Genomic DNA, 17,240 nt, shown 5'->3' with positions numbered 1-17,240 from the left:
GAAAACCGAAGAGAGGGAACGGGACTGTGCTCGGGTCCACCAGGGAGTCGATAGCGTCGGCTCACAGTATCGTCGTGAAGATCGGGTCGTCTGCGCTCACCAGTCTGGTGGCGGGACTCGATACTCACCGACTCGATCTGTTGGCCGATGCCATCGAGGCTCGCATGCGTGCGGGTTCCGATGTCGTCGTCGTCTCGTCCGGTGCCGTCGGGGCCGGACTGGCGCCGCTGGGACTGACCAAGCGACCGCGGGATCTCGCGACCAAGCAGGCTGCGGCCAGCGTCGGTCAGTTGGCTCTGGCTCACGCCTGGGGTACGTCGTTCGCCCGTTACGGCCGTACCGTCGGGCAGGTTCTACTCACGGCTGACGACATCGCTCGACGGACGCAGCACCGCAACGCCCAACGGACACTCGATCGTCTACGGGCATTGCACGCGGTGGCGATCGTGAACGAGAACGACACCGTTGCCACCACCGAACTTCGATTCGGTGACAACGATCGGCTGGCTGCTCTGGTTGCTCATCTGGTCGGCGCCGACGCGTTGATCCTGTTGTCGGATGTGGACGGACTGTACGACGGGGATCCCCGAAAGGGCGATGCCACACTGATTCCCGAGGTCAACAGTCCCGAGGATCTCGACGGTGTGGTTGCCGGTTCGGGTGGCGCCCTCGGTACCGGAGGCATGGCGTCGAAGCTCTCAGCAGCACGCCTGGCCGCTGATTCCGGCGTGCCAGTTCTGCTCGCGGCAGCATCGGACGCTGCGCAGGCACTCAGTGGTGCCGATGTCGGAACGGCATTTGCGCCCCGGCCGACGCGATTGTCGGCCCGCCGATTCTGGGTTCGTCACGCCGCTGACACATCGGGTGACCTCCACCTCGACGAAGGCGCCGTCCGCGCGGTCGTGTCCAAGCGTCGAAGCCTTCTGTCCGCTGGCATCGTCGGTGTATCCGGTGACTTCCACGCCGGCGACGTCGTGTCCCTGATGGGGCCGGGGGAGAAGCCCGTCGCCCGGGGTGTCGTTGCGTTCGACGCTGCGGAGATCGAGGAGATCCTGGGGCGCTCCACCACCGATCTACCGGCCGACATGCAGCGTCCTGTGGTTCACGCGGACGACTTGGTGGCGCTGTAGCTTTCGTGCTCGACGAGGGCGGAAAGTGCTTCAGCGCAACCGACTTCGAGCTTGAGGTCGGCGAATTCGTCGCCGCGAGTCGTGCCTCGATTGACGATGGCGATCGGCTTCCCGGTCTTGGCGGCATGCCGGACGAAACGTAGGCCGGACATCACGGTCAACGACGACCCGGCTACCAACAGTGCGTCGGATTGGTCGACGAGGCTGTACGCACGGGCGACGCGTTCCTTGGGGACGGATTCGCCGAAGTAGACGATGTCCGGTTTGAGTAAGCCACCGCACACGGCGCAATCCACGACGCGAAAGTGTGCGGTGGATTCGATCACGGCATCTGCGTCGGGTGCGATTTCGACTCCTGTTGCAGCAGCGACTGTTTCGGCGAATCCAGGATTGGCTTCTTCCAGTCTCTCCGCGAGAGTGGTACGGGAGATCAGCCGCTGGCAGCTCAGGCATCGAACCTGCGCGTAGGTGCCGTGGAGGTCGATGACGTTTCGCGCGCCGGCCTTGGTGTGCAGGAGGTCGACGTTCTGGGTGATCACGCCGACGGCTCGCCCTGTTCGTTCCAGTGCCGCGACGGCCCGGTGGCCCTGGTTGGGGCGGGAGCTGTCCATGTATCGCCAGCCGATGTGGTTGCGCGCCCAGTAGTGCCGCCGAAACGCCGGATCGCCGATGAACTGCTGGAACGTCATCGGATTGCGCGGTGGCGAATCAGGGCCGCGGTAGTCCGGGATTCCGGAGTCTGTCGAGATGCCGGCGCCTGTCAGAACTGCCAGGCGACGGCCGGCCAGGAGCTCGGGGAGGGCGTCGAGGCGGCTGTTGTCGGTAGGCACCGTTCCAGGATAGGCGCGTGTGCGAGACGGAGGCGCGGAGGAAGTCCGAAATGTTCAATAGAACACGTGTGCGATCGCCAATACTCGTACACATGAACACAGTGAACCCGATCCCTGCTGGTTACCGCACGATCACTCCCTACCTTGCGGTGCCGGACGGCCATGCCGCACTCGACTACTACAAACGAGCACTTGGAGCTGAGATAGTCGATGCGATGAACGCACCTGACGGCTCCCTCATGCATGCGGAGATCCGGATCGGCGATTCGATGCTGCAGCTTTCGCAGGAGATGCCGGACTTCGGTCTCAAATCACCGCAGGACGGCTGGGTGCATTCGTCGATCGTCGTCTACACCGAGGACACGGACGAGTTTGTCGCTCGGGCAGTCGCCGAGGGAGGCACGCTGGTCACGGCTGTGGCCGATACATTTTCGGGCGACCGGCATGGAGTGTTTCTCGATCCGTTCGGCCACAGGTGGGCAGTATGCACGAAGGTCGAGGATGTACCTGCCGAAGAGGTCGCTCGCCGGGCGCGGGCGCTTTTCTTTCCGGAGACGCAGTCGTCACAGTAATTTGTGGCAACCGTCGTCCGAGCATTCGAGCTTCGGCGGCGTGCTCAGTATCCGGCTACGGGGTCCACGAGGGCAGCCAGCGCCTCACCCTTCGCGAAGCGGGTCACGTTCTTGGAGACGTGATCCGCGAACGCGGCGGGGCGAACGCCTGGCGGATTGGAATCGTGGGGTGTGATGATCGCATTCGTCAGATCCCACAGTGGGTGACCGTCCGGGAGGGGTTCGGGATCGGTGACGTCGAGACCGGCGCCGCCGATCTGTTCCGACTCGATGGCCTCGACCAGTGCGTCGGTGTCGACCAGTGATCCGCGCGCGACATTGATCACCCAGGAATGGGGTTGCATCGCCGCCAACTGCGCACGGCCCACGAGGTGACGGGTGGCCGGGGTGGCGGGCGCAGCAATCACGAAGTGATCTGCGCGAGAATAGATTTCATCCATCCTGGATGCGGGGTGCGTCGAGATCGCCCCGGGGACCGGGCTACCGGAACGATTGACTGCGATGCTGTCCGCCCCCTGCGCGGCCAGCATCGGAATCAGCGCGCGGCCGATACCGCCTGCGCCGATGATCGCAACCGTCGAGCCACGAAGGGTGCCGATCTTGGGAAAGAACTCGAACTGACGCCACGTTCGAGCCTCGATGTGTGCAGGCAAGTGGCGAACTCCGGCCAAGAGAAGCATGAGTGCATGCTCGGCCACCGACGCCGAAAACGCACCGGCCGCCGAGGTCCACGTGATTTCTGTGTCCCTCGGAATCACACCGGAGTCGAACCAATCCTCGATTCCCGCCGACGGAAGCTGCACCCACCTGACCGACGCCGGTAACTCCGACGGAAAGGTCTCGGGTGAGCCCGCCCAGATCAGGGCGTCCGCAGTGTCGATCGGACTGATCAGACCACCGCCCCGAAGCACCGCGCTGTCGAGCAGTGCATCGGGGACGGGGCCGATCGCTACGCGTGGAGAGGTGTCAGTCGCCATGACTAGACGCTACGCGGGGACCTCCACCAGTGGGTAGACACCGTTCTCGTCGTGCACCTCACGCCCGGTGACCGGCGGATTGAACACGCACAGCATGCGCATCTGCGTGTCCGGCTCGACGCGGTGACGCTCGTGGCCGTTGAGCAGGTACATCGACCCCGGTGCGAGATCGTATTCCTTGTTGTTGTCGAGGTCGATCAGCTTGCCGGTGCCCTCGACGAGCCAGACAGCCTCGACGTGGTTGGCGTAATGGAACTCGTTGACCGAACCCGCCTTGATGGTGGTCTCGTGGAACGAGAACCCGACGCGGTCGCCGCCGAGGACGATGCGCTTGCTGCGCCAGTTTCCGTCCTCACTCGTGATGTCGCGGTCGGTGTCGGTGATCTCGGTGGTGGTGCGAACGATCATGGGAGAGTCCTTCCTCTAGCTGCAGACCTTGAGTGTCGCCTCGGCCAGAATGGAGAGGCCGTGCTCGAGCTCGTCGTCGGTAATCGTCAGTGCGGGAAGCAGTTTCACAACCTGGTCGGAGGGTCCGGAGGTCTCGGCGAGCAATCCCTCGTCGAATGCCAACTGGCAGACCTTGCCGGCGCGCTCGGGCTGTTCGAAGACGAGGCCCTGAACCAAGCCACGCCCGCGGTGCGAGACCTCGCCGGGGAACTGATCGGAGAGGTTGGCGAAGCATTCGCTGATGCGTGCGCCCTTCTTCAGCGTCGTCTTGGTGAGGGCGTCGTCGGACCAGTAGTGGTCGAGTGCCACCTTGGAGGTGACGAACGCCGGGTTGTTGCCGCGGAATGTGCCGTTGTGCTCGCCCGGTCCCCAGACGTCGAGTTCACGCTTGAACAGCGTGAGCGCCATCGGCATTCCGTAGCCGCTGATCGACTTGGACAACGTGACGATGTCGGGAACGATTCCGGCCTCTTCGAAGGAGAAGAACGGGCCGGTACGGCCGCAACCCATCTGGACGTCGTCGACGATCAACAGGATTCCGCGATCCGAGCACAGTGTTGCCAGCGCCCGAAGCCATTCGGGGCGAGCGACATTGACGCCACCTTCACCCTGCACGGTTTCGACGATCACTGCCGCGGGGCGGTTGATTCCACTGCCGGAATCATCGAGAACGCGGGAGAACCACTGGAAGTCCTCGGTGACGCCGTCGAAGTAGTTGTCGAAGGGCATCGGTGTCGTGTGCACGAGGGGGACACCGGCGCCCGCGCGCTTCATCGAGTTACCGGTCACGGAGAGTGCACCAAGTGTCATTCCGTGAAATGCGTTGGTGAAGTTGATGACTGCCGAACGTCCGGTGACCTTGCGAGCCAGCTTCAATGCAGCCTCGACGGTGTTCGAGCCGGTCGGGCCGGGGAACTGGACCTTGTAGTCCAGTCCGCGTGGCTCGAGGATGTTGCGCTGAAAGGTCTCGAGGAATTCGCGTTTGGCGACAGTGGACATGTCGAGGCCGTGCGTGATGCCGTCGTTCATGATGTAGTCGACCAGTGCGGACTTGAGCACCGGGTTGTTGTGACCGTAGTTGAGTGCGCCGGCGCCGGCGAAGAAATCGAGGTAGTCGCGTCCGTTCTCGTCACGAATCCAGGATCCGGATGCGCTGGTGAACACTGCGGGCCAGTCACGGCAGTAGCTGCGAACCTCGGACTCGAGGGTTTCGAAAATGCTTGCTTCGTTGATATTCATATCTTCTTTGTTCCTCCGGGGCATGCTGTATGCCGAGCGCGAAGTGCGCTAGGCGCCGATCGTGTAAAGATCTTCGGCTTCGTGTCCATCGGGAAAATCGTTGGGCGAGAACAAGGTCTGCCTGGTTATCGGTACTTCGCGCCGACGTGCGAGCGCGGTGAAGAGTGCGATCGAAGCCTCGTTGTCGGGGCTGATCGTGGTCTCCAGATGTGTAACACCCAGTGGGGCAGTGCGATCCATCAAGTCGGACAGCATGCGGGCAGCAATTGCCTTGCCGCGCTGGTCTTCGTCGACCGCAACTTGCCACACGAACAGGGTTTCCTGAGCGCTGGGACGGGTATAACCGGAAACGAATCCGACTACGCGGCCGTCTACCTCCGCGACGATGGACGTCGCGCTGAAATCCCTGCACCACAACAGGTATGCATAACTCGAATTGAGGTCGAGCACCTTCGAATCACGTGCGATCTCCCAGAGCCGGACTCCGTCATCGATCTGTGGGCTTCTGAACAACACCGCGTCCGGCGCGGTGGTCGGGATAGCTCTCGTATCAACAGGCTTCATCGGTCATCTGAACGTAACAATCATTGCTGTCGAAGTCATGCAGATGTCCGTTTCGGGCCGTGTGGAACCCGTTGCGCCCCAGGTGAGGACATGAATGTGATGGTGCTCACATTATGTAACTTTTGCCGTTGTCGGAGCGACTATTTCGGGCAAAAACTCGCTATTTCGGGCTTGCGAGCGCCAACGGAAGTACAGAGTGAGCACCAGCCTGTCGAAGTGCGCGTGCGGCCATCGTGAAAGTCCAACCGGTATCGGCGATTGCGTCGACAAGTAGTATCGGTCCCTGGTGGATGCTCATGTCCGGGACTTCCCAAACATCGACCAGTCCGGACACGCGATAGGCGGAGTTCGCTGCCGACACCGGAGGGTGGTCGGGGCGCAAGCGAAGGGTGCCCAGGTCGGTCAATCGCCCGACCTCGGCCAGCTTGGCAGCCAGGCTCGACACCAGCAACGGATGCGTCGTGGATTCGAGGGCCATGACACCGGTGGGGCGCTCGGCCCAATTCCAGGCCGCCAGAACGCTGATACACGCGCTGACCACCGCATCGGGTACCTCGGCGTCGGGACCGTCGAAAAGCGCGCGGAGACGTTGACCCCAGCCCAGGTCCGACATCCGTCCGAGAATGCGCCCAGTTTCGGGCCCCTCGGTGATCTTCCCGGACAGCTTGACGCCCAGCTTGCTCAGGCCGGTCGGCCACATCTTGCGCGGCTCCAGGTCGAATCCGGGGCGCTGCAAGCGCGCCCGAGTCTCGTCGAGGGCAGCGGTGTCGACAGTGGTGTCGTAGCGATTGCCTGTGCAGTTGTCACAGCGACCGCACTGTGAGTTCTCCGAGGTCAGACCAGGATCGTCGAGTTGTTCACGCAGGAAGGTCATTCGACACGTCGTGATGCTCTGGTACTCGACCATTGCGGCCTGCTCGGCCTGGCGAGCGTCGTCGAGTCGGCCGTAGCGCTCGGCGTCGTACACCCAGGGTTCGCCGGTGCTGATCCACCCGCCCTTGACGCGTTTGACCGCGCCGTCGACGTCGAGGACTTTGAGGACCATCTCGAGACGCGTGCGATTGAGCTCCACCAGAGGTTCGAGTGCCGGTGTCGACGTAGCCTTTTCGGTGTCGAGGTGTTCGATGACGCTGCGGACCAGGTGCTCGCGGGGGAAGGCGACCGAGGCGAAGTAACTCCAGATCTGCTTGTCCTCGGCGCCAGGCAGGAGGATCACGTCTGCCCTGTCGGTGGAACGACCGGCGCGGCCCACCTGCTGGTAGTACGAGATCGGCGACGACGGTGCGCCGAGGTGGACGACGAACCCGAGATCAGGCTTGTCGAAGCCCATCCCGAGTGCCGAGGTGGCCACCAGAGCCTTGACGCGATTACCCAACAAGTCCTGCTCGAGAGATTCACGTTCAGTGGGATCGGTCTGGCCCGTGTAGGCGGCGACAGTATGGCCGCGCTCGGAGAGCAGGCTTGCGAGGTCGCGCGCGGCCGAAACCGTCAGCGTGTAGATGATGCCCGATCCCGGCAGCGTCTCGAGCATGTCGGCAAGCCAGGCAGCGCGCGCCGTCGCCTCCGGAATGTGGACTACAGAGAGGTGAAGCGACTCGCGTTCGAGCCCGCCGCGAAGGACGAGGGTTTCCTCACCGCCGACGCCGAGTTGGGCGGACACGTCCTCGACGACGCGGTTGTTGGCCGTCGCCGTGGTTGCGAGGACGGGAATGCCCTCGCCGAGTTCGGCGATCAAGGTCCTGATGCGGCGGTAGTCGGGACGGAAGTCGTGGCCCCAGTCGGAAACGCAGTGAGCCTCGTCGACCACTACCAAGCCGGCATCAGCTGCCAGGGCCGGGAGCACCTGATCGCGGAAGTCAGGGTTGTTCAGGCGCTCGGGGCTGACCAGAAGGACGTCGAGATCATTGGCTGCGACGCGGGCATGGATGTCGTCCCATTCGGTGACGTTGCCCGAATTGATGGTTGCGGCGCGCACTCCGGCACGTTCGGCAGAACTGACCTGGTTTCGCATCAGGGCCAACAACGGAGAGACGATGACGGTGGGGCCGTGGCCCGTTGCCCGGAGCAGCTTCGCCGAGATGAAGTAGACCGCAGATTTGCCCCAGCCGGTCCGCTGTACGACGAGCGCGCGTTTGCGCTGCACCACCAGCGCCTCGATGGCCGTCCACTGGTCCTCGCGTAGCCGGGCATCCGGCCCCGCGAGTTCGCGGAGCAGCCGCTCGGCTTCGTCGCGCATGGCTGGGGCAGTGGCGGTGGTCATGGACCCCATGGTGCACGACCCTGCCGACACGTGCGGGGCTTCAGGCCTTGGCAACAGGTTCCTGTAGCTCGGTGACCCAGCCGTCGACATCCTCCGGGCACGCCAGCGTCACCTCACGGCTGGGGCCGGCATTGCGGTATCCCGCTGCGTCGATCCATTGAGCCAGTGCCTGATAGGCGGGCAGACAGTTGTCCATCGAACCCTTGTGCATCAGCGAGGCCACGTGCTCTTCGGCTCGCAGGTCCACCACAGCGAACTCGTAGTCGCCCTCGGGATCCGCGTCTACCGGCAGCGCGGCATGCACGACGACGTTCTCGTCGTCACCGGCATCCTCGTAATACGCGACGGCGGGTCCGATCGCGGCGATACCGGCGCGATCCAAACCGGTACAAAGCCGCTCGTACAACCCGCGAACCACCGGGCCGATCGACGACGGATCCATCGTCTTGGCGGTACCGGTCAACTCCGCGACCCGCAGCGCCGGAACGGACTTGATCACAACCTCGTATGCGGACATCTGTCCCTCACTTTCGATGATGCGGAGGCGCGCCTGTACATGCGCCAGTCGCGCGGTGTCTTCCTGGATTCGGGTTTCGAGTTCTGCTCGGCGAAGCGTGAGCATCCCGCGGATCTCGTCGACGGTGACCGCCGACTCCACCACTTGCTGGACCTGGGCCAGAGTCAGGCCCAACTCCTTGAGAGCGACGATGCGGTTGAGCAGCGCCAACTGGCCCGCGGTGTACGAGCGATACCCGGTGGATGCGTCGACCCTCGCGGGTGTGAGCAGGCCGATGGCGTCGTAGTGGCGGAGCATGCGCACCGACACACGACCTGCTCTCGCGAAGTCTCCGATGCTCAACATTATTGCTCGCCCCGTTTCTCTCTCACGAACCCGATACCTACAGCTTTACGACCTCACACGGTGTCAGAGTCAAGCTGTCGGTTCAGGACTTTTTCGATCGCAGCGCGAGTGGGTGACGACACCGACGCGCCGCGGACCGTCGTCGCCAGACTTCCCGCCGTGGCAGCGAACTGCAGGGCGCGGTCCTGGCCCTGCACCCACTCCACGGCGAAGGCGCCGGTGAAAGCATCGCCTGCGCCAGTTGTATCCACGGGTGTCACGGCCGGGGAGTCGGCGTGGATTGTCTCCTCGCCCGACCGGAGATCCGCGCCGCCGGCCCCGAGCGTCGTGACGAGGTATCGGACGCGACCGGTGACCGCGGCCAACTGCTCCGACTCGGTCTGGTTGACGATCAGGATGTCGACAGACTCGATCAGGGCGCCCGGAAGGTCTTGTACCGGCGAAGGATTGAGGATGACAGTTGTTCCGTTGGCACGCGCGTGCCGGGCCGCTGCGGTGACCGTGTCGAGGGGTATTTCGAGTTGGCACAGGAGAACGTCGGCGTGTGCGATCGCGTCGAGGTCTGCTTCTGACAACGAGGTGACCGAGGAATTGGCGCCCGGGACGACGATGATGTTGTTCTCCGCGTCCTCGCTCACGGTGATGGCGGCAACGCCACTCGGGCCGTCGACACTACGAAGCAACGCGGTGTCGACCCCGGCGTCTTGCAGGGTCTCGCGCAATTGGGTGCCGAAACCGTCGTCGCCGACCGCGCCGACGAACGACACGTCCCCACCGGCTTTCGCGGCGGCGATGGCCTGGTTGCTGCCTTTGCCTCCCGCCGCGGTGGCAAAGGCAGTGCCGAGCAGCGTTTCTCCCGGAGCTGGGAATCTGGATACTGACGTGGTCAGATCCATGTTGATACTGCCGACGACGACGATTCGAGGCGTGCTCATACCTCGAGGTTATCGGCCTTCATTCTCTTTCGACGAACCTTGCGGATGATCCGACGTGCTTCCTCGTCGGTGGCGACGGAGGGCGGAGAGCCGTCGAGTGGCTTGCGTGCGGTCTCGGGGATCATCAGGACTGCGATACCGCCGATCACGGCGGCGATCATCATGTACATCGGTGCGACCAAGTTGCTGCCCGTTGCACTTTCGAGGGCGGTGAGCACCAGGGGAGTGGTCCCGCCGAAGATGGAGACCGCGAGGTTGTATCCGATTGCCAAGCCGCCGTACCTGATTCCGGTCGGAAAGAGTGCGGGAAGCACGGACGGGAACACTCCGACGAACAGCAGGAGCAAGCCACCGAGAATTGCGAGTCCCAGGAAGACCGTCACGTAGTTGCCGACGCCGATCAGAAGGTAGGCAGGCAGGGACAGGACGAAGAATCCGATGAAACCGCTGAGCAGCAAGGGTTTACGCCCGACGCGGTCCGAGAACTTTCCGACGTAGCTGATTCCCATCATCATCACGATCATGACGATGATCATCAGAACGAGTCCGTGGGATTCGTCGTAACCCAACGTGTTGGTCAGATACGTCGGCATGTAGCTGAGCAGTCCGTAGTGAGCGATGTTGTACGTGGCCACCAGGACGATGCACAGAACAAGCGGACGCCAGTTGTCGACGAGAGTTTCGCGTAGTTTCTTGCCTGTGGATTCATCTGCGAGGGAGCGCTCTTCGGCCTGCTCCATCATCTGGAATGCGGGAGTTTCCTCCAAACGCAGACGGAGGTACAGGCCGATGAGACCCAGAGGTCCGGCGATGAGGAAGGGGATGCGCCAGCCCCACTGGAGTAGGTCCTCGGCACTGACGACGGTCTGGATGATCGTCACGATGCCCGCTGCCGCCACATATCCTGCCAGAGTCCCGAATTCGAGGAAGCTGGCGAAGAAACCGCGGCGCTTGTCCGGTGCGTATTCGGCGACGAACGTACTGGCTCCGCCGTATTCGCCGCCGGTGGAAAAGCCCTGCAGTAGGCGTAGGAGTACCAGCAGGATCGGGGCGGCGATACCGATGGATTCGTAGCTCGGGATGAGGCCGATGGCGAAGGTGCTGCCCGCCATCAGAATGATGGTGGTGGCCAGGACTTTCTTGCGTCCGATGCGGTCACCGAGTGGACCGAAGAACAATCCGCCGAGTGGGCGGACGATGAAGGCTGCCGCAAAAATTGCAAAGGTAGAGAGGAGTTGAGCGCTGCCGCTCGCGTCCGGGAAGAACACTTTTCCGATAGTGGTAGCTAGATATGCGTAAACGCCGAAATCGAACCACTCCATGGCATTTCCGAGCATCGTTGCCTTGACAGCGCGCTTGACGGACGCATTGTCGGTGACGCAGACATCGGGTGATTCGGCCACTTCGAGAGCGCTGATCGAGTTCTCTGGTGTAGTCATGACATGCGCTCCCCAGCGCAATCATCGAACCGAGCGGGGCACGTACCTGATGCACGCATCTTTTCGTTGCCCACTCGCCGATGAGCCGGTCGGGAAATCGAGCGTCCGCGTGCCCTGTGGCTCGTTGCGACCCCCGTCGCACGGCTCTGGCCCGCGGCAGTGTCCGGAGCCCACAGGGCTCCGGACTACCGGCAAGTAAGACGCTTACGCTATCAAAGTTGTGCGCGGGAGCCGATTTTCGGGCTAGAAGGCGCGGGCGTACTGCGACGGGATATGCGGTCCTACCTCGGCGTTCAGTTCACGGGCCGCCCGGCGCGCCCAGTAGGGATCACGCAACAGTTCGCGGCCGAGGAGCACCGCCACTGCGCTTCCGTCTTCGACGATCTTCTCGGCCTGTTCGGGTTCGGTGATGAGGCCGACGGCGGCGGCCGGTAGCAGGCTCTCGTTCTGCAGGCGACGGGCGAACGGAACCTGGTATCCCGGCTCCACCGGAATCTTGGCCGCCGGTGAATTACCGCCGGTGGACACGTCGACGAGATCGACGCCGTAGTCGGAGAGGATGTTGGCGAGGGCAACGGTCTGATCCGCGGTCCAGCTGTCGACGTCGAGCCCACGTTCTTCCGTGAGCCAATCGGTCGCCGAGACCCGGACGAAGAGCGGTAGCTCGGCCGGCCACACCTCGCGGACTGCGCTCAGGATTTCGAGGAGCAATCGGATGCGGTTCTCGAAGCTGCCTCCGTAGCGGTCCGTTCGCTTGTTGCTCTCGGGGGAGAGGAACTGATGGATCAGGTATCCGTGGGCCGCGTGAATTTCCACGACCTTGAATTCGGCCTTCAATGCGCGGGTAGCCGCCGCTGCGAAGTCCGCGACGACCTTCTCGATGCCTTCCGTGGTGAGCTCGACCGGATCGGCAAGGTGACCGAACGGAACCGCGCTCGGGGCAACCGTCTGCCACGAGAGTCGGTCGTCGGCGGGCAGACTCTTGCCGCCGCGCCACGGAACCTGCGTCGACGCTTTGCGTCCGGCGTGGGCCAGCTGAATTCCGGGCACTGCGCCGAAGTACGCGAGTTGCGCGTTGATCTCGGCGAAGGCTTGCGCCTGCGTGTCGTTCCAGATCCCCAGATCAGCTGCCGATATGCGGCCTTCGGGATTGACGGCCGTCGCCTCGGTGAGAATCAGGCCGGTGCCGCCGATTGCACGGCTCACCAGATGCGTGCGATGCCACTCGTTGGGCACTCCGACCTGGTCGCCGATGACGTCAGCGGAGTACTGGCACATCGGTGCCATCCAGACGCGGTTCGGGATGGTGACGCCGCGCAGGGTCAAAGGCTCGAACAACACACTCACGGATGGCTCCTGACTCGAAGAAGAAGGTCGGTGGGTGCAACAGCGCCCCGCATCGGAATTGTTCCCCGGCGGTCCGCCGGAATGGTCCCGGGTGGTCACAGCCTCGTTCCGCCGAGCAGGCCGTCACGGTGGGTGGTTAATGTGTATTCATGACCGCTGTGACTTCCAACGCAGAAACCGTCGACTCGAACGCGTCCGACACCAAGTCCGTCGTGCACGACGCCGCACGCCGAGCCCGTAAGGCTTCGCGCGTCCTGGCTCTGCTGACCACCGCGCAGAAGGATGCTGCGCTCAACGCCGCAGCCGACGCGGTACTCGCGGCAAGTGATCGGATTCTCGCGGCCAACGCTCTCGATATCGACACCGCGAAGGCGGGCGGCACCGAGGAATCGCTGCTCGACCGTCTTCGTCTGACCGCTGAGCGGATCGAGGGCATCGCGTCGGGTTTGCGTCAGGTTGCCGGACTACCCGATCCGATCGGTGAAGTGCTTCGTGGATCTACTTTGCCGAACGGTTTGGAGCTACGCCAGCAGCGCGTTCCGCTCGGTGTCGTCGGCATGGTGTACGAGGCTCGCCCCAACGTTACCGTCGACGCTTTCGGGCTCACTCTCAAGTCGGGAAATGCTGCGCTGCTTCGTGGTTCGTCCTCGGCGGTCAAGTCCAACGAAGCGTTAGTGGCGGCTCTGCGCGCGTCGTTGATTGACCAGGGACTGCCCGAGGATTCCGTTCAACTTCTGCCGAGTGCGGATCGGTCGACGGTCACGCACCTCATCCAGGCCCGCGGCCTCGTCGACGTCGTCATCCCGCGCGGCGGTGCCGGCTTGATCAGCGCCGTCGTGCGTGATGCCACCGTGCCCACCATCGAGACCGGTGTCGGTAACTGCCACGTCTATGTTCACTCGGCCGCCGATCTACTGATGGCCGAGAAGATTCTTCTCAACTCCAAAACCCGTCGGCCCAGTGTCTGCAATACAGCCGAAACCGTCCTGGTCGACGCTGCGATCGCCGAGACTGCCGTGCCGAAGCTGCTCCAAGCGCTCCAGATGCACGACGTCGTCGTGCACGGTGATCTGCCGGGACTGGTTCCCGCGACCGAGGACGACTGGTCGAAGGAATACCTCACCCTCGACGTCGCCCTCAAGGTCGTCAAGGACTTGGACGCTGCCGTCGAGCACATCGACCAGTACGGAACCGGCCACACCGAAGCCATCGTGACGTCCGATCTCTCGGCTGCCCGCGAGTTCACCGCTCGAGTCGACGCTGCGGCAGTGATGGTCAACGCGTCGACTGCCTTCACCGACGGTGAGCAGTTCGGGTTCGGCGCCGAGATCGGCATCTCCACCCAGAAACTGCACGCGCGTGGCCCCATGGGGCTGCCGGAACTGACGTCCACCAAGTGGATCGTCTGGGGCGACGGGCACACCCGACCCGCCTGAAAAGTTCACCAGACTTGCCCCACCTCTCAAGGAGTTAACCGTGGACCGAGCACTTCCCGACACGACGCCGTTCTTCTCGACCGTCGACGACGTGATCGAACGGCTGGCCGAAACCGGCTATCTGTCCGACAAGGCCACCGCGACGGCAGTCTTCCTGGCCGATCGTCTGGGCAAGCCGCTGCTCATCGAGGGCCCGGCCGGTGTCGGAAAGACGGAACTCGCCCGCGCAGTCGCCCAGACCACGGGCGCAGAACTGGTGCGTCTGCAGTGCTACGAGGGCGTCGACGAGGCTCGTGCACTCTACGAGTGGAACCACGCGAAGCAGATTCTTCGGATTCAGTCGGGCGGGGCGAGCGGAGCGAGGGGTGATGTCGCGGTCGACCACAGCTGGGATTCGACGAAGGCGGATGTCTTCTCGGAGGAGTTCCTGCTCGCACGTCCACTGCTCAAGGCCATTCGCCGCGAGGACCCGACGGTGCTGTTGATCGACGAGACGGACAAGGCAGACGTCGAGATCGAAGGTCTGCTCCTCGAAGTGCTCAGCGACTTCGCGGTCACGATCCCCGAGCTCGGAACCATTACCGCCACCCGCAAGCCGTTCACGGTGTTGACCTCGAATGCCACTCGCGAACTCTCGGAGGCTCTGAAGCGTCGTTGCCTCTTCCTGCATCTCGACTTCCCGGACGCCGACCTCGAGCGTCGCATCCTCGCAAGCCGTGTGCCGGAGCTTCCTGAAGCGATTGCCGAGCAGCTGGTCAACACCATTCGTGTTCTTCGCGGAATGCAGCTCAAGAAGGTCCCTTCGGTATCCGAGACCATCGACTGGGGACGCACCCTTCTTGCTCTGGGCATGGACACTCTCGACGACGATGCCGTTCGCGCCACGCTCGGCGTGATCCTCAAGCACCAGTCGGACCAGGTGCGTGCCGCCGCTGAACTTCGGCTGAACTGAGGTCTGACATGGCTCCCGCAGCATCGACGTCGCCGCTCTCACCTGGCGGCCTGGCAGCGCCGCACGGGATTCCCGGTCACCTCGTCGATTTTGTCGAGGCTTTGCGACGACGCGGAATCATGGTCGGCCCGTCCGAGACAGTCGACGCCGGTCAGGTCATGTCTGTTCTCGACCTGCTCGATCGTGAAGCGCTTCGTGAAGGGCTGGCATGCTCGCTCCTGCGCAGGCCGACCCACCGGGCGACGTTCGACGCCGTCTTCGACCTGTGGTTCCCCAAGGCGATCGGTGACCGTGCGGTCGGCGACGTCGACGTCACACTGCCGCGCAAGCCAGACGGCTCGATCGACCTGCAGGCATTGCGTGAGCTCATTGCCGAACTGCTGACAGACGGCAGTGACGAGGCGATGGAGATGACCGAACTCCTGACCGCCGCGATGGTCGAGGAACTCGGGCAGTACCAGTCGAGTAACGGCCCGTCGTTCTCCGCCTATCAGGCGCTGCGTGACGTCGCCCCGGAGGCGTTGCTCAACAAGATCCTGCAGGGCCTGCTCGGCAACCAGGAGGGTTCCGGGTCAGAGGGCAAGGACAACTCCGACTATCAGTCCGAGGTCGCCAAGCGCACGGCAGCGCAGCGCATCGCGGACTTCCGCAAGATGGTCGAGAAGGAAACGCGTCGACGCACAGCCGAGAATTTGGGCAAGGAGCGGGTCGCCACGTACGGCGTTCCGAAACTCGCCGAGGAAGTCGACTTCTTGCGAGCGTCCGATGCCGAACTCACCACGCTGAAGAAGAACGTCGCACCCCTGGCTCGCTTGTTGGCCAGTCGTCTCGCCGTGCGTCGCAGCCGCTCTCGCGCGGGTTCGATCGACCTACGTCGTACGTTGCGCAAGTCCATGTCGACGGGCGGAGTGCCGATCGATCTGGTGCAGCGCAAGCCGAAGCGGGCGCGGCCCGAACTTGTGGTGATGTGTGACGTATCCGGCTCGGTGGCGGGGTTCAGCCATTTCACTCTGCTGCTCGTGAACGCTTTGCGTGAGCAGTTCTCGCGCGTGCGGGTGTTCGCGTTCATCGACACGACCGACGAGGTCACGCGGTTCTTCGACTCGAACGCAGACCTCGGATCAGCGATGTCACGGATGGTGCGTGAGGCCGAACTGATCACCTACGACGGCCACTCAGACTACGGACACGCCTTCGGAGTGTTCCAGGAGAAGTTTGCGCAGTCGATCACCAGTCGCACGTCGCTACTGGTACTCGGCGACGGTCGCAACAACTACCGCGATCCCAACCTTCAGTCGCTGTCGCAGATGGTGGCAGTAGCCAAGCACGCGCACTGGCTCAACCCCGAGCCGAAGGGGCAATGGGGAACGGGTGACTCCGCGGCGAAGGTCTACAACGAGGTCATCAGCATGCACGAGTGCCGCTCGGCCCAGCAGCTTGCCGACGTCGTGTCCCGTCTGCTGCCGGTCTGACCCGTAAGCTCGACACTCGTGCAGAAGGGACTATCGGTGGAACGTGCTCGACGCCTAGGAGTGATGGGTGGCACCTTCGACCCCATTCACCATGGCCACCTCGTTGCGGCCAGTGAGGTCGCCGACCGGTTCGGACTCGACGAAGTGATCTTCGTCCCCACCGGGCGGCCCTGGCAGAAGCAGGGGAAGGGCGTCAGTCCTGCCGAGGACCGGTACCTCATGACGGTCATCGCCACCGCCTCCAACCCGCGGTTTTCCGTCTCTCGGGTCGACGTCGACCGTGAAAAAGTGACGTACACCGTGGACACGCTGCGAGACCTCCGGGCCTACCACCCTGACGCCGAACTCTTCTTCATCACCGGTGCCGATGCGCTGGCCAGCATCCTTTCCTGGCAAGATTGGGAAGAGTTGTTCGCATTGGCGAAGTTCGTCGGGGTATCGCGACCGGGTTTCGATCTCAATGCAGAGCACCTGGCCGGTCACCTCGACACCATGCCCGCCGACGCGGTCACGTTGATAGAGATTCCGGCACTTGCCATTTCGTCGACCGAATGTCGGCGTCGGGCAAGTGAAGACCGCCCCGTCTGGTACCTGGTGCCGGACGGAGTGGTGCAGTACATCTCGAAGCGGAACCTGTATCGACCTGTCGACGCGGAGCGCCGCGACGGAGCTACAACGATGTCGGAGCCCGCACCGGGGAAGTCGGAAGCCGTCCCGGGCGCCGAATCGAGCTAGCCGAGCACAACAAGTACTTTCTGAAGACGAAACTGGAGAACAT

16 protein-coding genes are annotated in these 17,240 nt (G+C 63.4%); 6 read left to right on the top strand and 10 right to left on the bottom strand.

Going from position 1 to position 17,240, the window contains the following annotated elements; translation table 11 throughout:
- The first annotated feature begins 26 nt into the window (after positions 1-26).
- Positions 27-1,130, top strand: coding sequence for a glutamate 5-kinase (gene proB, locus ACBG85_RS17880; RefSeq protein ID WP_003944552.1), 1,104 nt, complete (start codon positions 27-29; stop codon positions 1,128-1,130).
- Here proB and ACBG85_RS17875 read toward each other — a convergent pair.
- On the bottom strand, positions 1,103-1,960 hold the full coding sequence (locus ACBG85_RS17875; protein WP_042450219.1) for an NAD-dependent protein deacetylase: 858 nt from the start codon (positions 1,958-1,960) through the stop codon (positions 1,103-1,105). The genes proB and ACBG85_RS17875 overlap by 28 nt on opposite strands.
- A 50-nt stretch (positions 1,961-2,010) precedes the next feature.
- Here ACBG85_RS17875 and ACBG85_RS17870 point away from each other — a divergent pair, with 50 nt between their 5' ends.
- Complete coding sequence (locus ACBG85_RS17870; protein WP_081305478.1) at positions 2,011-2,532, top strand: VOC family protein; 522 nt, start codon at positions 2,011-2,013, stop codon at positions 2,530-2,532.
- Positions 2,533-2,576: 44 nt separating this feature from the next.
- Here the strand turns inward: ACBG85_RS17870 and ACBG85_RS17865 are convergent, their stop codons facing one another.
- From ACBG85_RS17865 to ACBG85_RS17825, 9 genes are all read right to left on the bottom strand, one after another.
- Positions 2,577-3,509 carry a D-isomer specific 2-hydroxyacid dehydrogenase family protein gene (locus tag ACBG85_RS17865; protein ID WP_050654639.1) on the bottom strand — a complete coding sequence of 311 codons (933 nt, stop codon included), beginning with the start codon at positions 3,507-3,509 and terminating at the stop codon, positions 2,577-2,579.
- Positions 3,510-3,518: 9 nt separating this feature from the next.
- Complete coding sequence (locus ACBG85_RS17860) at positions 3,519-3,917, bottom strand: ectoine synthase (RefSeq protein WP_003944463.1); 399 nt, start codon at positions 3,915-3,917, stop codon at positions 3,519-3,521.
- A gap of 15 nt (positions 3,918-3,932) precedes the next feature.
- Entirely contained in the window at positions 3,933-5,195 is a 1,263-nt protein-coding gene (ectB, locus tag ACBG85_RS17855) for a diaminobutyrate--2-oxoglutarate transaminase (protein ID WP_003944528.1), read from the bottom strand.
- Between the two features lie 48 nt (positions 5,196-5,243).
- Positions 5,244-5,759: a diaminobutyrate acetyltransferase gene (gene ectA / locus ACBG85_RS17850; RefSeq protein WP_003944572.1), complete on the bottom strand. Its 516-nt coding sequence runs from the start codon at positions 5,757-5,759 to the stop codon at positions 5,244-5,246.
- A gap of 160 nt (positions 5,760-5,919) precedes the next feature.
- On the bottom strand, positions 5,920-8,019 hold the full coding sequence (locus ACBG85_RS17845) for a DEAD/DEAH box helicase (protein ID WP_030536630.1): 2,100 nt from the start codon (positions 8,017-8,019) through the stop codon (positions 5,920-5,922).
- 40 nt (positions 8,020-8,059) lie between these two features.
- Positions 8,060-8,881, bottom strand: a complete 822-nt coding sequence (locus ACBG85_RS17840; protein ID WP_054826237.1) for a MerR family transcriptional regulator — start codon at positions 8,879-8,881, stop codon at positions 8,060-8,062.
- Between the two features lie 53 nt (positions 8,882-8,934).
- The gene (locus tag ACBG85_RS17835) at positions 8,935-9,816 is read right to left on the bottom strand and encodes a ribokinase (protein ID WP_042450215.1); all 882 of its coding nucleotides are present in this window, start codon (positions 9,814-9,816) and stop codon (positions 8,935-8,937) included.
- The gene (locus ACBG85_RS17830) at positions 9,813-11,255 is read right to left on the bottom strand and encodes an MFS transporter (RefSeq protein ID WP_003944479.1); all 1,443 of its coding nucleotides are present in this window, start codon (positions 11,253-11,255) and stop codon (positions 9,813-9,815) included. Before ACBG85_RS17830 ends, ACBG85_RS17835 begins: the two co-directional genes overlap by 4 nt.
- Positions 11,256-11,498: 243 nt before the next feature.
- Positions 11,499-12,602: an NADH:flavin oxidoreductase/NADH oxidase gene (locus ACBG85_RS17825; protein ID WP_070161359.1), complete on the bottom strand. Its 1,104-nt coding sequence runs from the start codon at positions 12,600-12,602 to the stop codon at positions 11,499-11,501.
- A gap of 149 nt (positions 12,603-12,751) precedes the next feature.
- On the opposite strand from ACBG85_RS17825, the gene ACBG85_RS17820 reads away from it, so the two are divergent.
- From ACBG85_RS17820 to nadD, 4 genes are read left to right on the top strand one after another with little or no spacing between them, the layout of a single operon-like run.
- Positions 12,752-14,038 carry a glutamate-5-semialdehyde dehydrogenase gene (locus ACBG85_RS17820; RefSeq protein ID WP_063316232.1) on the top strand — a complete coding sequence of 429 codons (1,287 nt, stop codon included), beginning with the start codon at positions 12,752-12,754 and terminating at the stop codon, positions 14,036-14,038.
- A gap of 40 nt (positions 14,039-14,078) precedes the next feature.
- Complete coding sequence (locus tag ACBG85_RS17815; protein ID WP_003944506.1) at positions 14,079-14,990, top strand: MoxR family ATPase; 912 nt, start codon at positions 14,079-14,081, stop codon at positions 14,988-14,990.
- Positions 14,991-14,998: 8 nt separating this feature from the next.
- Complete coding sequence (locus ACBG85_RS17810; protein WP_209447730.1) at positions 14,999-16,462, top strand: VWA domain-containing protein; 1,464 nt, start codon at positions 14,999-15,001, stop codon at positions 16,460-16,462.
- Between the two features lie 18 nt (positions 16,463-16,480).
- The gene (gene nadD / locus ACBG85_RS17805; RefSeq protein WP_003944462.1) at positions 16,481-17,197 is read left to right on the top strand and encodes a nicotinate-nucleotide adenylyltransferase; all 717 of its coding nucleotides are present in this window, start codon (positions 16,481-16,483) and stop codon (positions 17,195-17,197) included.
- Positions 17,198-17,240: the final 43 nt, after the last annotated feature.

The organism is Rhodococcus sp. NyZ502, assembly GCF_041464245.1.
Taxonomy (GTDB): domain Bacteria; phylum Actinomycetota; class Actinomycetes; order Mycobacteriales; family Mycobacteriaceae; genus Rhodococcus_F; species Rhodococcus_F qingshengii.
Note: the sequence above shows the minus strand (reverse complement) of the source record. Positions and strands in the feature narration are given on the sequence as shown.

Bases quoted from the DNA above. Each gene is read 5' to 3' on its own strand.
- ACBG85_RS17810 (WP_209447730.1), top strand. From the start codon at position 14,999: ATGGCTCCCGCAGCATCGACGTCGCCGCTCTCACCTGGCGGCCTGGCA.
- ectA (WP_003944572.1), bottom strand. From the start codon at position 5,759: ATGAAGCCTGTTGATACGAGAGCTATCCCGACCACCGCGCCGGACGCG.
- ACBG85_RS17840 (WP_054826237.1), bottom strand. From the start codon at position 8,881: ATGTTGAGCATCGGAGACTTCGCGAGAGCAGGTCGTGTGTCGGTGCGC.
- ectB (WP_003944528.1), bottom strand. From the start codon at position 5,195: ATGAATATCAACGAAGCAAGCATTTTCGAAACCCTCGAGTCCGAGGTT.
- ACBG85_RS17865 (WP_050654639.1), bottom strand. From the start codon at position 3,509: ATGGCGACTGACACCTCTCCACGCGTAGCGATCGGCCCCGTCCCCGAT.
- ACBG85_RS17835 (WP_042450215.1), bottom strand. From the start codon at position 9,816: ATGAGCACGCCTCGAATCGTCGTCGTCGGCAGTATCAACATGGATCTG.
- ACBG85_RS17820 (WP_063316232.1), top strand. From the start codon at position 12,752: ATGACCGCTGTGACTTCCAACGCAGAAACCGTCGACTCGAACGCGTCC.
- ACBG85_RS17870 (WP_081305478.1), top strand. From the start codon at position 2,011: ATGTTCAATAGAACACGTGTGCGATCGCCAATACTCGTACACATGAAC.
- ACBG85_RS17830 (WP_003944479.1), bottom strand. From the start codon at position 11,255: ATGACTACACCAGAGAACTCGATCAGCGCTCTCGAAGTGGCCGAATCA.
- ACBG85_RS17845 (WP_030536630.1), bottom strand. From the start codon at position 8,019: ATGACCACCGCCACTGCCCCAGCCATGCGCGACGAAGCCGAGCGGCTG.
- ACBG85_RS17860 (WP_003944463.1), bottom strand. From the start codon at position 3,917: ATGATCGTTCGCACCACCACCGAGATCACCGACACCGACCGCGACATC.